The organism is Dyadobacter frigoris, assembly GCF_005280585.1.
In the GTDB taxonomy this organism is placed as follows: Bacteria; Bacteroidota; Bacteroidia; order Cytophagales; family Spirosomataceae; genus Dyadobacter; species Dyadobacter frigoris.
Genome location: NZ_SZVO01000010.1, coordinates 310,089 through 326,127 on the forward strand (window position 1 = coordinate 310,089; position 16,039 = coordinate 326,127).

The 16,039-nt window shown below is 44.9% G+C and carries 16 protein-coding genes; 6 read left to right on the top strand and 10 right to left on the bottom strand.

The genetic code is table 11. From position 1 onward, the window contains the following. Positions 1-59: 59 nt before the first annotated feature. Genes FDK13_RS21820 through atpD form a run of 7 tightly spaced genes read right to left on the bottom strand, consistent with a single transcriptional unit; the run spans position 60 to position 4,314 of the window. Positions 60-842: a F0F1 ATP synthase subunit B family protein gene (locus tag FDK13_RS21820; protein WP_137342136.1), complete on the bottom strand. Its 783-nt coding sequence runs from the start codon at positions 840-842 to the stop codon at positions 60-62. 6 nt (positions 843-848) lie between these two features. Beyond that, positions 849-1,118: a F0F1 ATP synthase subunit C gene (locus FDK13_RS21825; RefSeq protein WP_131955693.1), complete on the bottom strand. Its 270-nt coding sequence runs from the start codon at positions 1,116-1,118 to the stop codon at positions 849-851. A 12-nt stretch (positions 1,119-1,130) separates the two neighbouring features. Beyond that, positions 1,131-1,811: a F0F1 ATP synthase subunit A gene (locus tag FDK13_RS21830; protein WP_137342137.1), complete on the bottom strand. Its 681-nt coding sequence runs from the start codon at positions 1,809-1,811 to the stop codon at positions 1,131-1,133. Continuing rightward, positions 1,808-2,122, bottom strand: coding sequence for an ATP synthase subunit I (locus FDK13_RS21835; protein ID WP_137342138.1), 315 nt, complete (start codon positions 2,120-2,122; stop codon positions 1,808-1,810). Before FDK13_RS21835 ends, FDK13_RS21830 begins: the two co-directional genes overlap by 4 nt. A 7-nt stretch (positions 2,123-2,129) precedes the next feature. Continuing rightward, positions 2,130-2,441 (bottom strand): AtpZ/AtpI family protein, encoded by a 312-nt coding sequence (locus tag FDK13_RS21840; protein WP_137342139.1) that lies wholly within the window; start codon positions 2,439-2,441, stop codon positions 2,130-2,132. Between the two features lie 11 nt (positions 2,442-2,452). Then, positions 2,453-2,848, bottom strand: a complete 396-nt coding sequence (locus tag FDK13_RS21845) for a F0F1 ATP synthase subunit epsilon (protein WP_137342140.1) — start codon at positions 2,846-2,848, stop codon at positions 2,453-2,455. 5 nt (positions 2,849-2,853) lie between these two features. Then, positions 2,854-4,314: a F0F1 ATP synthase subunit beta gene (gene atpD, locus FDK13_RS21850; protein ID WP_137342141.1), complete on the bottom strand. Its 1,461-nt coding sequence runs from the start codon at positions 4,312-4,314 to the stop codon at positions 2,854-2,856. Between the two features lie 277 nt (positions 4,315-4,591). On the opposite strand from atpD, the gene FDK13_RS21855 reads away from it, so the two are divergent. Then, a complete protein-coding gene (locus tag FDK13_RS21855) occupies positions 4,592-5,461 on the top strand; it encodes an SDR family oxidoreductase (protein WP_137342142.1) in 870 nt (289 codons plus the stop codon). Between the two features lie 15 nt (positions 5,462-5,476). Continuing rightward, on the top strand, positions 5,477-6,421 hold the full coding sequence (locus FDK13_RS21860) for a helix-turn-helix domain-containing protein (RefSeq protein ID WP_137342143.1): 945 nt from the start codon (positions 5,477-5,479) through the stop codon (positions 6,419-6,421). 107 nt (positions 6,422-6,528) lie between these two features. Here FDK13_RS21860 and FDK13_RS21865 read toward each other — a convergent pair whose 3' ends face one another. The 3 genes from FDK13_RS21865 to ppk2 form a co-directional block, all read right to left on the bottom strand. Next, a complete protein-coding gene (locus FDK13_RS21865) occupies positions 6,529-8,910 on the bottom strand; it encodes a phosphoketolase family protein (RefSeq protein WP_137342144.1) in 2,382 nt (793 codons plus the stop codon). A gap of 88 nt (positions 8,911-8,998) precedes the next feature. After that, positions 8,999-11,599: an alpha-glucan family phosphorylase gene (gene glgP / locus FDK13_RS21870; RefSeq protein WP_229216151.1), complete on the bottom strand. Its 2,601-nt coding sequence runs from the start codon at positions 11,597-11,599 to the stop codon at positions 8,999-9,001. Between the two features lie 60 nt (positions 11,600-11,659). After that, positions 11,660-12,406: a polyphosphate kinase 2 gene (ppk2, locus tag FDK13_RS21875; RefSeq protein ID WP_137342145.1), complete on the bottom strand. Its 747-nt coding sequence runs from the start codon at positions 12,404-12,406 to the stop codon at positions 11,660-11,662. A gap of 362 nt (positions 12,407-12,768) precedes the next feature. Between ppk2 and FDK13_RS21880 the strand changes: the two genes are divergently transcribed. From FDK13_RS21880 to FDK13_RS21895, 4 genes are all read left to right on the top strand, one after another. Continuing rightward, positions 12,769-13,803 carry a class I fructose-bisphosphate aldolase gene (locus tag FDK13_RS21880; RefSeq protein WP_229216152.1) on the top strand — a complete coding sequence of 345 codons (1,035 nt, stop codon included), beginning with the start codon at positions 12,769-12,771 and terminating at the stop codon, positions 13,801-13,803. Positions 13,804-13,834: 31 nt separating this feature from the next. Then, complete coding sequence (locus tag FDK13_RS21885; protein WP_137342146.1) at positions 13,835-14,476, top strand: HAD family hydrolase; 642 nt, start codon at positions 13,835-13,837, stop codon at positions 14,474-14,476. Between the two features lie 70 nt (positions 14,477-14,546). Further along, complete coding sequence (locus FDK13_RS21890) at positions 14,547-15,152, top strand: DUF6134 family protein (protein ID WP_137342147.1); 606 nt, start codon at positions 14,547-14,549, stop codon at positions 15,150-15,152. Between the two features lie 354 nt (positions 15,153-15,506). After that, positions 15,507-16,037, top strand: a complete 531-nt coding sequence (locus tag FDK13_RS21895) for a carboxymuconolactone decarboxylase family protein (RefSeq protein WP_137342148.1) — start codon at positions 15,507-15,509, stop codon at positions 16,035-16,037. The last annotated feature ends 2 nt before the right edge of the window (positions 16,038-16,039 follow it).

A 16,039-nucleotide genomic window follows, 5' to 3' on the forward strand; every position in this document is an offset into this window, starting at 1 on the left:
ATAAGGATTTTACTACAATTGAAAGAAACCTCTCAAATGCAGTGAAACCCTCAGCGTTATTATTTCTCTTCAACAACAGGTTCAGCGTTTTGCTTCGCGGTTTCGGATACCCCGTCTTTCAATGCATCGAGATAGGCAGAGACCGTCCAGGCCAATTTATAGCCATTCAGTGAAAGCTCAACACCGCTGATAATTTGCGGCAAAACCTTAAAATCATAAACTCCCGAAACGCCAAGCATCTTATCAACCTCGCTTCGGATTTGGGTCTGTAACCCTGAAGATATTTCAAAAGCGGTAGCAACGAGGACATGATCTGAGTCCGACTTGAAGGCCTGCGTAAACCGCTTGATTTCTTCCGGTTTCATGGCACGTAACTTTTCCAGGAATACGGCTGTGGTCTGCTCTTCCAAACTGACGGACGCCAAATCTGTCAGCGTCTTCCGGGAAATCTGCAAAACCTCCCTCTGGGTCTTCTCTGCAATTGTTTTGACCATATCGTCCTGCATTTTGAGCAGGGACTTTTTATGTTCTTCTCGGGCAACCCCAGCCTCTTTCCCGACCTGATCCATCTGCTTTTTACGCTCGGCTTTTACTGCATCAACAGACTCTTTTACGCGCTGTTCTTTTTGTTCGTCAAAGGTTTTATTCTTTTCGACAAACAGTTCCTTTTCTTTTTTTGCATCACTTTTCCCGTTCTCCGCATCCTGGATCTGACCAACGATTTTTTTCTCACGATCGTCTATCGCACTCAGGATGGGTTTGTACAGAAAGCGCCTAAGGAGCCATACCAGAATAAAAAAATTAATAATCTGGGCTATTACCGTGAACCAGTCAATTTGCATAGTTGCCTATTTTAGAATAATGTGATTCCAGAAAGGATTGGCAAAAATCAGAATCATGGATACCACGAAACAATAAATGGCCGTAGATTCTATCATGGCCAGCCCCACAAACAGAGTTCTGGTGATGACAGGGGCGGCATCTGGCTGCTGCGCAATAGAGGTCAGGGCGGTCGCGACCGATTTCCCCTCCCCCAGGGCCGGGAACATACAGCCAATACTGGTTGTAAATCCCGCCATAATGATCGAAACCATTGCAATAATTGTAACACTATCCATTTTTATAACTATTTAATTTTCGGTTGTATCTGGTTTTTTGACTGCGGCGGCGATATACACCGTTGCCAGTATGCTGAAAATATAAGCCTGGACCATACCGGTCAGCAGTCCGAGCGCGCTCATGATGATCGGAAAAATCAGCGGTGTGATTGAGATCAGAATGGCCACTACCAAACCTCCGCTCATCATATTGCCGAAAAGACGTATGGCCAGGGCAAGTGTGCGTGAAGCTTCACTGATCAGGTTAAAGGGAAGCATGATGAACGTCGGCTCGATATAAGATTTCAGGTAACCAACGAAGCCATCAGCCCCGACACCATAAAACGGAACCGCCATAAAAACACAAACCGCCAATGCAGCCGTTGTCGAAAGCGAACCAGTGGGCGGTTCGTACCAGGGAAAAATAATGCAGACATTGGCAACTGCAATGAACAGAAACAAAGTACCAATAAAAGCAATGTACTTTTCTGGTTTGTCGAGCCCAACTTCTTTGATCTGACCATTGATGCCGGTAACCACCATTTCCAGTATACACTGCCAGCGTGAGATCTTCATTCCGGATTTGAGATTTCGCGTGATAACGGCAGAGCCCACCACCAGCACAAACATCAGCACCCAGGTGGTGACGATCGTCAGGTTGAGATGGACAAAACCATACTCCCAAAATACCGTTTCATCCGGACTGAGCTTCATACCTTATCTAATTTGGTTTGCATTTTTTCATTTTTGTCTTCCCTTTTCGTCGCATAAATGACCAGGTAACGTGCCAGGATAAATCCCGCCAGACAAATCAGCATGCCCTGCCATCCGCCAATCCCGACATAATAAAATCCGGCAAGGACTACGGAAGTTCGCAAAATATAGCTCACAAGAAAACCGGCAGCAGGAAAACGGCTGGCCATGATATGCCTTACCGTCAGCCAGAGCCCTCCAAAGTACAGGGCACCCAATATTAATCCCACCAGGAATGCCACGGCAACATATTCGTTTATTATTTCTCTCATATCAGTTTCAATTCTTTTTATGCATTTCGCTATCCTCCTTTGTAACCCAGTAGCCCCCGATCACACAACCGACAGACAAGCCTGCGATAAGAAGGGTCAGCGTCCATGAAAATGACTGAGGGAATTTTCTATCCAGCCATATCCCGGCAGCCGCACCCAGTAATGCGGGTACCGTTACCGACCATCCGACCATACCAAACATGCCCAGACCAGCCCAAACGCCCGACTTCTTTTCGCGCAACGCTTTCAGCTTTCGCTTTTCCATTTCGGAAACATTCCTGCTAAATTCACTTTCATTATTTTGATCGGCAGGTTCCATTATGATTCCTTTTAAAATTTCCCCAGACTTAAAAGCAGACCCGCCTCCATCTTGGCCATCACCAAACGCACATTTCTTTCGCTTTCCGTGAGGTCCAAAAACTGCTTTTGAACCGCTTCATGAAGGTTTCCCAGACTCAATCCTGAGATGGCATTGCGTACTGAAAGATTCACCTGGTTACCTGCTTTTACAAGAATCCCTTCGTCAATCGCGAGGTATATCGTATCACCGGAGGCTATTTCATAACTAAAAATGCCAGGTTGTAATGCCGCCACGCAATCAAGTCTGTGCGGCAGCAGCCCAAACGAGCCTTCGCTGGTTTGCATCACCATCCGGCTCACTTCATTAATTTCGGAAAACACACCGAAAGGAAGCAGAATTTTCAAGCTCATCAACTGGTTATCCATGACCATCAGGCTGTTACTTCTTCCTTTTTATCCTTATTTGTTTTACTGGAATCCTTCTCCCGGCTTTTTACAATTGCCTCTTCCACTTTGCCGATCATGTAAAAACTGTTCTCAGGCAAATCCTTAAATTCATCTGCTAAAATCCGTTCGCAGCCGCTCAGGGCATCTTCCAGGCTTACGTCCTTTCCTTTGAGGTCACTAAACTTTTCGGTGGAAAAAAATGGCTGTGTAAAAAAGCGTTCAAGCTTGCGGGCACGGTTCACGAGCGCCCTATCCGCTGGCGACAACTGCTCCATTCCAAGCATGGCGATGATATCTTTCAATTCTTCGTATTGTGCGAGTGTCTCCCTGATTTGTTGCGCGAGCTGGTAATGCCTTTCTCCGATAATACCTGGAGTAGCCATTTTAGAATTCGATTGCAGCAAATCAATGGCCGGATACAGCCCTTCACCGGCCTTCTTCCTCGAGAGCACGATCGATGCCGAAAGGTGAGCAAATGTATGCACAGCCGCAGGGTCGGTCATGTCATCCGCAGGGACGTACACCGCCTGAATAGACGTAATGGCACCAGTTTTTGTATGCGCGATCCGCTCTTCCAGCTTGGACAGATCCGTACCCATCGTGGGCTGGTAACCAAGCCGGGAAGGCATCTGGCCCATTAAACCCGAAACCTCCATACCCGCCTGGATAAAACGAAAAATATTGTCGATCAGTAAAAGTACGTCCCGCTGCTCATCGTCGCGAAAATATTCAGCCATCGTTAAAGCAGCGTGACCCACCCGAAAACGAGCTCCGGGAGGTTCATTCATTTGTCCGAACACCATCACCATATCATCCAGCACACCGGCATCTTTCATTTCGTGGTACAGTTCCTGGCCTTCCCGGGAGCGTTCTCCGATCCCGCAAAATATGCTGACGCCCTGATTCTGGCCCACCATATTGTGTATCAGCTCCGTAAGCAAAACGGTTTTACCGACCCCAGCGCCGCCAAGCAGCCCCGATTTCCCACCCCTTTCCAGGGGTAACAGAACGTCGATCGCTTTAATACCAGTCACAAATATTTCAGATTTAGTAGACCTGTCCGATAAAGGCGGCGGCGACTGATGGATGCTGCGCCGTTCAGCTTTCGGGATTGGTTCTAGTTTATCAATTGTATTTCCAAAGACATCGAACATCCGTCCAAGGATATTTTCACCCACCGGTACGGTGAGTTCGCTTCCCATGTATTCGGCAAACGTTCCGCGTGCCAGGCCCTGCGTGGCCGTCATCGCAATGCAGCGCACCGTATGGCTATCGAGCTGGGTCATCACCTCAAAAGATATCTCATTATTTTTACCCGCGTGAAGCAAGCTGTAAATGGCGGGAATATCGGTTTCAAACCAAACATCGACCACGCTTCCCCTTACAGCAATGATCTTTCCAAAGATGGAACCCGTGCCGGTTTTTGGAGAAGTAGTTTCTGTCATGGAGTAAAATTTATGGTTGTATTAATTTAAAGGCATACAAAGATGAAAATCACCTGGACTGTAAGTGTTACAGCTTAGGGGGAATATGTTACATATATCACATATTTGGAGAGTTCTGGGATTTGGGAATAGCATGGTCAATTTATGAGGAGAATTGCTTCCCAGAAGTGAGGCTGGCCCCGGATGACATAAATCAGATTTGATTAACACAAAGTCAGATTTGGACACAAACAAATTTTAGTTGTTGTAGACCTTTGTCTCAACTTAAATTAAAAAAATGAAAAAAATATTAGTAACCGGAGCAACAGGACAACTTGGAAGTTCTGTAATAGAAACATTATTAAAAAAAATGATTGAAAGCCAAATTTCAATTATTACACGGATCGAAGAAAAAAGGGTTCAATTTCAAGCAAAAGGTTTTAATGCGTTTCGTGCTAGTTACGACGATGTAGTTTCACTTGAAAATGCAATGGAAGGAGTTGATACAGTCTTGCTCATTTCATCAGGAGACCAGGGAGACAGAATGCAAGAGCATAGAAATGTGATCGATACGGCCAAAAAAACAGGAGTGAAACATATTGCCTATACAAGCAGATGCCTGAACAACAGAAACACTTTGGCCAATAAATTAATGGTCGAGCATTTTGAAACCGAAGATTATATTTTATCGACTGGGCTAAAATATACCATTTTTAGAAACATTTTGTACATGGATGCTATTCCTCAATTTATTGGCGGAAATATTGCACTGGAAAGAGGGATATTTCTGCCTGCAGCAGATGGAAAAGTTTCATTTGCTTTGAGAAGTGAGATCGGTGAGGCAATGGCGAATGTACTGTTGAGCGAAGAGATTGAAAATAAAATTTACAACTTTACAAGTGATAAAGCCTATTCGTTTTACGATATTGCAACGGCACTCACGGACCTTTCTGGCAAAACAGTAAAATACACCAGCGTGGAAACGAATGTATTTGAAGGAATGATGAAACAGAGAAATTTACCGGAGCCAGTGATTCTGAAAATTGTTGATTTTATTACCGATATTAAACATAATCAGGAAGCAGGCATTTTCAATGACCTTGAAATCATATTGGGCAGAAAGCCATCAGGTCTGAAAAATGGTTTAAAAACATTGTTCGGGTTATAAATTCATCTCTGTACCATGGATATACCAAAGCCACATCCTATTAATACGATTGCTGAATATCATCGGTTTATGGCATTACCAAAGCCTGAAAACCCATTGGTCAGTGTGGTGAAATTTGAAGATATAAAACGTCAACCAAATCATTGTCCTGGTAGTATTATTCATAATTTTTATTCTATAGCACTAAAGAAAAACTTTACCGCTAAAATGAAATATGGGCAACAGGACTTTGATTTTGATGAAGGAGTCATGCACTTCATGTCGCCGAAACAAGTGTTAACCATGCAGGCATCTTCAGACGAAGACTTTAAACATTCCGGATGGTTATTATTAATACACCCTGATTTTCTTTGGAATACGCCACTTTCTAAAAAGATAAAGGAATACGGATATTTCAACTATAATGTAAATGAAGCATTACACCTTTCTGAAAAAGAAGAAATGCTGATTACAGAAATAATTGAAAAAATTGCACACGAATACCACACCAATATTGACAATTTTAGCCAAAATGTAATTATAGCTCAAATTGAGTTGTTGCTAACCTACTCCGAACGATTTTATCAGAGACAATTCATTACCAGAAAAAAGGTAAATCACAGCATTCTCAACCAGTTGGACACTTTTATTACGGCCTATTTCAGCGAGAAAAGTTTAGCTGACAAAGGTATTCCAAGTGTGCAGTTCATTGCAGAACAGCTAAACATTTCACCTAATTATCTAAGCCGATTACTACAATTGTTGACAGGGCAAAGTACTAAAACCTTCATACACGACAAGTTGATTGATTTGGCAAAAGAGAAGTTATCTACCACTGATTTGCCGGTAAACGAAATTGCATACAGTTTAGGCTTTGAACACTCGCAATCATTCAACAAATTATTTAAAAATAAGACGAAAACTTCACCATTGGAATTTCGGCAGTCATTTAATTTACAGAGAAAAGTGGAAGACAGATAAAATATCATGTGCTTCACATTTTCATACCTTAAAAAACATTACAGGGTACTAGCAAAGCCCGCCTAACGAACCTCTCCAATACCCTGCATTTCAATCACTTAATAACATCAACCCGCAATCCATTTCCAATTCAGAATTTCCGGCATGTCCTTTCCGTGCTGATTGACATAGATCTTATGTTCGATCAGTTTGTCTTTCAGCTGTTGTTTCAGGTAAGCGCCCTTGCTTCCCAGTTCCGGCAAACGGTCTATCACATCAATTACCAGGTTGAAGCGATCAATTTCATTTTGAACACGCAGATCGAAAGGTGTGGTGATCGTACCTTCTTCCTTGTATCCCCGCACGTGCAAATTCCGGTTCGCACGGCGATAGGTTAGTCGGTGAATCAACCACGGATACCCGTGAAAGTTGAAAATAATGTGTTTGTTTTTGGTGAATATGGAGTCATAATCCAGATCGCTCATGCCATGCGGATGTTCGGATTCGGATTGTAGCTTCATGAGATCCACCACATTCACAACCCTGATTTTGAGCTCCGGCAAATGCTCCCGGAGTATGGAAACCGCCGCTAAAAGTTCCAGCGTGGGGGTATCACCGGCGCAAGCCATTACTACATCGGGCTCACCATCCTGGTCGTTACTCGCCCACTGCCAGATCCCGATTCCCTCCGTACAGTGAATGATAGCCGACTGCATATCCAGCCACTGAGGCAAGGCATGTTTACCGGCAACGACCACATTCACATAATGCCTGCTTCTCAGGCAGTGATCCATGATTGACAAAAGACAATTGGCATCCGGCGGAAGATAAACGCGAACGATGTCGGCTTTTTTATTAATCACATGGTCTAGAAACCCGGGATCCTGGTGGGTAAAGCCATTGTGATCCTGCTGCCATACATGTGAGGCCAACAGATAATTCAGTGAGGCAATATCACGCCTCCAGGGCAGTTCCGAGGTCACTTTCAGCCATTTGGCATGTTGGCTGAACATGGAATCGACGATCCTGATAAACGCTTCATAGCTATTGAAAACACCATGACGACCTGTGAGGAGATAACCTTCCAGCCAGCCCTGGCATTGGTGTTCGCTGAGCATGGAATCCAGTACCTCTCCTTGCGGAGCGAGAAATTGATCATTTTTTTCTTCTCTGGCTTCCCACTGACGGTTTGTCACTTCGAAAACAGCTCCGAGTAAATTGGAAATGGTTTCATCCGGCCCAAAAACCCGGAAATTTCGCTCGCTTTGGTTGGCTTTGGCAATATCCCGGATAAAATTCCCGAGCACCATCGTATCCTGTCCCATGATCCCGCCAGGCACTACTACATCCACCGCATGGGTACGAAAGTCGGGCATATGCAGGTTATGTAACAGCATGCCGCCGTTGGTATGCGGGTTGGATCCCATTCGGCGGTCGCCCGTAGGTGCAAGCTCTTTGAGTTCGGCTAACAGTGCTCCGTTTTCATCAAACAATTCCTCTGGTTTGTAGCTTCTCATCCAGTTTTCAAGTTGCTGAACGTGTTGCGGATGATCTGCATCCACCAGGATCGGCACCTGATGCGAATGAAAAGTACCTTCATTGGGAACACCATCCACTTCTTTGGGACCTGTCCACCCTTTTGGTGATCTTAGAATAATCATAGGCCAGCGAGGCCTACCTGTTGTTCCGCTTGATCCGCTCTGTATTTCAAGAATTTCCACAACCGCTTTTTCTACCGCCTCAGCCATGAGGATATGCATGGTTTCGGGATCATCTCCCTCAACGAAATACGGCGTCCAGCCGCAGCCTCGGTAAAACTGTTCCAGTTCCTCATGCTCGATACGCGCCAGGATGGTCGGGTTACTGATTTTGTACCCATTCAGGTGTAAAATGGGCAAAACGGCACCATCAGTAATCGGGTTCAAAAATTTATTGGAATGCCAGGCCGTAGCCAGTGGCCCGGTTTCTGCTTCACCATCTCCTACCACACAGGCAACAATCAATCCCGGATTATCGAAAGCCGCACCGAAAGCATGACTCAGCGAATAACCCAGTTCACCGCCTTCATGAATAGAACCCGGCGTTGTGGGCGCTACATGACTTGAAATTCCTCCGGGGAAGGAGAACTGTTTGAACAGCTTTTTAAGTCCTGCTTCATCCTGGGTAACATTTGGATAAATATCACTCCAGCTGCCTTCCAGATACACGTTCCCGACAATAGCAGGACCGCCGTGACCGGGACCGGAGATATAGAACATGTCCAGATCATATTTTTTGATGATCCGGTTCAGATGGACATAAATAAAATTTTGTCCGGGCGTGGTGCCCCAGTGGCCCACCACCAAAGGTTTTACATGGTCGAGTTTCAAGGGCTCTTTTAAGAGCGGATTGTCATAAAGGTATATCTGCCCTACGGACAGGTAGTTGGCTGCCCGCCAGTATGCATTCATCTTACGCACCATTTCGGGCGACAAGATTTCGAGGTCATTTTCAATCATTTCTGCTTCCATAATCATTCATTTTGGTTAATGGTTTTATCATTTTAGCATTGGTATTCTGTTATCTTATCAAATCGAAAAGTGATTCAATCTGCCTATATCAATGCTGCCAGAAAATCAGTTTATCTTCCAGCGGCACCTGAATATTTTCATAAGACGGAATGATCCTTATCGTATAGTCTGACTTTGGCCTGCTGCCGGCAAATTTTACCGTGAATGCAGTGCCGTCATTCGCCTGTTCCTTTGGTTCGGGAAGCATTTTGATGATCTCCGCTTGTAGACCATCACTTTCTTCCGCATACATTTCAACCGATACTTCACTGGCATTTATTCCATTCAGCTGCACCGTCACCCGGCACTGATAACTGTTGGCAACATTTTCAATCTGCAACATTCCTGCACTGATCCCCTGCCACTTTCTTTCCAAATCTTGCTTAGTTGTCGTCATCCTGACACCGGCAGCACCATTATCTGCAGCCCGGTTTAAAAAATTGACTGCTGCCGGCAAATAATACTGCTCCGTATATTCCCTTACGGTACGGTTCGCAGAAAACCTCGGCGTAAGTTGTGACATACTTTTCCGTACCCTTTCGATCCAGCGAACCGGCAGGCCGGACTCATTGCGTGAGTAAAATTCCGGAACGATTTGATTCTCCAACAGCTCATACAAAGTATTCGCTTCGGAAGCGTCCCAACCGGCATCCTCGCCGTGTTCCGCCCGGTCGCCGATGGCCCAACCCACTTCATCCGTATAAGCCTCATCCCACCATCCGTCGAGCTCCGACAAGTTCAGGCCACCATTCACCAGCACCTTCATGCCGCTGGTGCCGGATGCTTCCCAGGGCCGTCTGGGTGTATTTACCCACACATCTGCCCCTTGTACGAGCTGTTCTGCCAGCAGGACATCATAGTCACTCAGGAAAACTACATGTTTATATAATTTATGCTTACTGACAAACTGCACCCATTGCTGTATCAATGCCTTACCGGTTTCATCATACGGAGGTGCTTTACCGGCAATGACCAGCTGCACAGGATGTTCGGGGTGGGTGAGTATGCGGATAAACCGTTCCTCGTCGTGCAGTAAAAGATTGGGACGTTTGTAAGCCACAAAACGACGTGCAAAACCGAGCGTTAGTGTTTCGGGATCAAAAGCATCTTTGGCAATCGCAAGGTTTTCAGCAGGTTCCCCCGCTACGCTCATTTGTTTTTCAAGTCTTTTCCGGGTATTGTTCACAAGATCCGTGCGGCAGGTGGTACGCATCTGCCAAAGCATTTCATCGGAAATAGCATCCAGGCCGTCGTGCATTTCCTGTAACTCCCCTCTCCACCGATCTTTCCCACAGGCCTTGGTCCAAACCCTATCAGCGGATTCGGAATCCCAGGTAGGCATGTGTACGCCGTTGGTAACATGCCCCACCGGTACCTCATGCTGCGGCCAGCGCGGAAAAAGATTCTGAAAAAGATTTCTGCTTACCTGGCCATGCAGACGGCTTACTCCGTTGACAGCCCCGCTTCCATGAATAGCCAGATAAGCCATGTTAAAACTTTCTGAGCTGTTGTTGGGATCCTGCCGGCCCAATGCCATTAAATGGTTAAATTCAATCTGTAATTCTTCCGCAGCATAAGGGCCCAAAAACTTCTCCATTAAAGCGGGGCTGAAATGATCGAAACCGGCCGCTACTGCCGTGTGGGTCGTAAACAAATTGCCCGCACGCGTTACAGCCAGCGCCACATCAAAGGACACTTCTGCTGTTTTCATAAAGTCCCTGGCGCGTTGCAGTATCAGAAAAGCGGCGTGGCCTTCATTCATGTGACAAACCTGAGGATTCAGGTTCAGTGCCTTTAACAACTTCCAGCCGCCAATCCCCAGAATGATTTCCTGCTGTATCCGCAGCTCATTACCTCCACCATACACCTGACTTGTTATGTTGCGGTGAACCGGCAGATTGACCATGTCATTGGTATCGAGCAGGTAAAGTTTCACCCCTCCTACCTGCACCTGCCAGGTTCGGAGCCACACCGTAAAACCCGCCAGTGTCACTTCCAGCCTCAGCCATTCACCATTGGGAAGGCGCAGCGGAATCACGGGCAGTTGCCCTGGATCATTGAAAGGGAATAATGCCTGCTGCATACCGTTTTCATCGATCTGCTGGCGAAAATAGCCCTGCTGATAAAGCAGGCCTACGGCTGTCACCGGCAGACCCAAATCACTTGCAGATTTTAACTGGTCACCGGCCACATTGCCCAACCCTCCTACATAAATAGGTAAAGCTTCGCTGAGCATAAACTCCATACTGAAATACGCAATGCAGCTGAGCGGAGAATCCGGATGGGCCTGCTGAAACCAGGATGGCGTTGTCTCGGAAAGCTGCTTCTGATTAACAAGCTCTTCCATTTTCATCTGAAAGGCTTTGTCCCTCAATTTTTGTTCGAGATGCTCCCGGGAAACAGTTTTCAGCATAGTCCAGGGATTACGCGTTAGTTCCCAAAGTTCAGCATCCAGCTGCCGCCATAAATCATCAGCCGCATGGTCCCAGCTCCATCGTAGATCCAGGGCCAGCTTTGCAAGCGTTCGTATTCCTTCTATATCGGACGGCAAAAAGCCATATAATCCTCTGTTGTTTTTTTCCTGCTCTTCCATGAAAGTAGTATCTGGAATTTCTGTTTCTGTTGTGTAATAAGGTGCGGCGTGAATCAAATCGTCATTCTATTTTCATGAGTCGAAAAACGGGTATGGGTAGGTACCGACTCCTTTTTGTCAAAATAACCTTTCGCTTGCGTCCACTGCGGTTGCCGAATAAACAAGACCGTCATCAAAAGAAAGCAGCTCCTGATCTTTATCCTCATAATCGATCTGACTGAGCAGATGCGTAATAAGGGCATTGCGCGTGTGTTTCTTACGGTCGGCAGAAACCACAAACCATGGCGTCGTTAAAAAACTGGTACGCTCCAGCATGTTGTTTCGGGCATCGGAATAATCCTGCCAATATTTGATGGCCTGCTGATCGATCGGACTGATTTTCCATTGCTTTAACTTATCCGTTCTCCGATCCTCTAACCGCGACTCCTGCTCTTCCTTGCTGATGTCCAGGTAGTATTTCAAGATAATAAAACCGGAGTCTGCAAGCATTCTCTCAAACAGCTCGACTTCATTGAAAAATAATTCATACTCCTTTTCACTGCAAAAGCCCATCACTTTTTCAACCCCTGCCCGGTTATACCAGCTTCTGTTGAAGAGCACAAATTGACCCGAAACTGGTAAATGACTGGTGTAACGTTGAAAGTACCACTCCCGCAATTGAACGTCAGACGGTTTCCCCAGCGCCACTACAATGGTCTCGCGGGGACTAAGGTGTTTGGTGATCCTTTTTATAGTGCCATCTTTTCCGGCCGCATCGCGCCCTTCCACAATGACCAGCAGTTTAAGATCTGATGCAATAACGTGTCTTTGAAGCTTAACCAGTTCTATAAAAAGTGCTTTAAGTCGTTTTTTGTGTTCTTTCATGCTTTTAGATTAATTTCTGTATTGATATCGAAACCTCGCTACCTTTCTTATCAATTATATGATTGTAAAAGTCGTCAGCTTCCCGTCCCGATTTGTTACATACAGAGTAAGAAAAGTTGTAAAAATCACTGATTTACAAGGACGTAATCTTTTCCTGCCATGATCAATGTTATGTCAAAACACCTTCTGCAATTACGGAGATTCAAGACGTAGAATTGAAATAAACCTGTGATAAATACAACTTTCAGAAAAACTTTCGTAACAACCAGCAGCAAAAATCATGTGACCTTTATGCTAAGTGTAATGACAGTTAAGATTTAATCAAAGAATTCAAAAGATTTCATCAATAATTATAAACCGATATGAATAACACGATGGAAGTTATCCTGATCAATACAGCTCACGCGCTAATGGCAGATGGAAAAGGATTGCTGGCAATGGATGAAAGTTCACCAACCTGCAACAAACGATTTGCTATATACGATATCCCGCAAACGCCAGAAAAGCGACGTGATTACAGGGAGCTGCTTGTGACTGCACCAGGCCTGGCCGAATATATCAGCGGAGCCATTCTGTATGAGGAAACAGTGCGCCAACTTACATCAAAAGGTGAACAGTTCGTGGACGTGCTAGAGAAGGCCGGTATCATTCCCGGTATAAAAGTAGATACCGGAACCGTAGATCTGGTCAATTTTCCGGGTGAAAAAATCACCGAAGGTCTCGATGGTTTACGTGCCAGGCTTATCGATTTTGCGAGCTCAGGACTACGTTTTGCAAAATGGCGCGGCGTCTTTTCCATTGGAGAGGGAATCCCGACAGATGAATGTATTGAAGCAAATACGCAATCACTGGCCAGGTATGCCGCCTTATGCCAGCAAGCCGGGCTGGTTCCGATCGTTGAACCGGAAGTGCTGATGGAAGGAAACCACAGTCTGGATGAATGCTCCGAGGTGACCGAAAGGGTACTGAAAAGCCTTTTTTATCAACTATACAAACAGCGGGTTTTACTGGAAGCGTTGATACTAAAACCGAATATGGTTTTGCCTGGGCTTGACTGCACGGACCAGAAAAGTGTGGTGGAAACAGCTGATGCCACAATAGAATGCCTGAAACGGTGCGTCCCTGCCGCGGTACCCGGAGTCGCCTTTTTGTCGGGTGGCCAAAATGGTGAGTTAGCTTCTGAAAGATTGAATCAGATGAATTTCAAGTATGACTCCAAACTTCCCTGGCCACTTACTTTTTCTTTTTCCCGGGCCATTCAGCTTCCTGTGTTGGAATACTGGAAAGGGATACCCGAAAATACCAGCGAGGCCCAGAACATACTGCTCTACAAGGCAAAATGTAACAGTCTTGCCAGAAAAGGACAGTACGCGATGGATCCGGCAACCATCGAATAACGCTCCCATTATTCCCTTGAAAAACCAGAAAATGTTTGATAAAACACCAACATCTGAAATTAAGGCATTGTTTCTGGACATTGGAGGCGTGCTGATTTCCAATGGCTGGCAGCACCAGTCCAGATACAAGGCGATAGCAAAATTCGGGCTCAAAAAACAGGAGGTTGAAGCACGGCATAAACTGGTATTTGTGACTTATGAATCAGGCAAAATAACCCATGACGAGTATCTGGACTGGGTTATTTTTTATGAACCCCGGACGTTTTCAAAACAGGATTTCACAGAATTTATGTTCACCCAGTCGGTTGCTATTGCCGGAAGTATTGATTTTTTTAAAGAGATCAAACAAAAATACCAGTTGAAAGTATTTGCCGTAAGCAATGAAGGAAGCGAACTCAATGCATACAGGATCAAACATTTCAAACTGGACGAGCTCTTTGACGGCTACATTTCTTCCTGTTATGTGCATCTGCACAAGCCGGACACAGCGATGCTCAAACTGGCCAGTGACATATCGCATACAATACCAGAACATGCACTTTACGTGGACGACGGCAAGCTTTTGACAGAAATTGCAAGTGGCCTGGGTTTTCAGACTTTGCATTTTCAATCCCTTCAAAAGACGAAAACGCTGATTAAAACTTTCCAATTTCAACAGGGCGCTGATACCTGAACGGTAATAAGACCCGACCGAACCTGTGCGCAATTTTCTCCGTTGGACTTGCTAAATTAATTCACAAATAATGAAAGTTACCTTTATCTTTTTACTCTTCTGCATCACTGTTTCCGCTGCAAAGAGCCAGGTCAGGCCGGATACCCTCCATTATGATGTGGTTTTATCGGGCGTGAACGTAGGAAAAATGCTGGCCATATGCGAGGACGCGCAGGACGGTAAAACGCAATACACCCTGATCAGCGATGTAAATGTTAACCTCCTTTTTTTTAAAGTAAAGGTATACTACATTGTAAAAAGCCTTTATGAAAATGATGTGCTGCAATCTGCAACGGTAGATACGAAGACAAACAAAGGCGTTTTTCAAAGCCGGATCAGCAAAGAAAAAGATTTGTATGTGATCAAAGCGCATCAATACCGGCATGACCTGGAAAGCACATTACCGGCTCCGATAGACTACACAGTAGCCAAGGCATTTTTCAATGAGCCCACCCGGCAAGATCAGGTTTTTGGTGAATATCTGGGCGACTACCTTCGCATTACACCTCAATCCCAAGGCGTTTACATCTTTGAAAGGCAGAAGCAGCATGATCAATACACCTACAAAGCAGGCCGCTTAAATCAGGTTGAAAAGAAATTCAAATTTATGAATTATGTGATCAAGCGCGTTGATTAGTGGTACTGCCGGTTGGTTGATTCTGGTGTTGCCGGAATGGGATGTGGATTTTGGATTGTTAACAACTTTTGCAAATAGGGAAACAAAATAAACACATCATAACCAATTGATTTAAAGATAACTAGCGACAATATCAACAAGAATATTGCAATAATGAGGGCAATTGACTAGAATTGCCAGATGGACTGGAAAGTGCTCAAATTTACTAATTGTGTGTCATGCTATAAAAAACGCACGAAGTAGCAACACCGAAAAAATTGTCCATCCAATTGCGTTGTCTGTCCATTTTATAGAGAGCCAAGGGGCCGCATCTTTGCATTGTCAATAACGACAATGATTTTAAAAAGTAAAAAGATGACAACATTCTTAGTTCCAACAAGAGAAGAAGTAGTACCAGCTAACCAGGCAATTTTTGACAATTTGAATAAAGCTTTGGGCTTTGTCCCTAATTTGTACGCAACTATTGCTTACTCAAAAAATGGATTGGAAAGATTTTTGGCATATCAAAATGCTAAAACATCACTGACAAACAAAGAAAAAGAGGCTGTAAATTTAATTGTAAGCCAGGTAAATGGCTGTATTTACTGCCAAAGTGCTCATTTGGTTTTGGGTAAAATGAATGGTTTTAGCGATGAGCAACTAGCCGACATCAGACACGGGAAATCATCTGACAGCAAGTTGCATACATTGGTTGCATTGGCTGCCGATATTACCAAAAACAGAGGCAACGCAAGTGAAACAAATGTAGATGCCTTTTTTGCAGCTGGCTATACCAACGAAAATTTGGTTGACCTGATACTACAAGTAAGTGACAAAACAGCGATGAATTATTTACATAATCTCACAAAAATTCCAGTGGACTTTCCAATTGCCCCGGCGATATAATC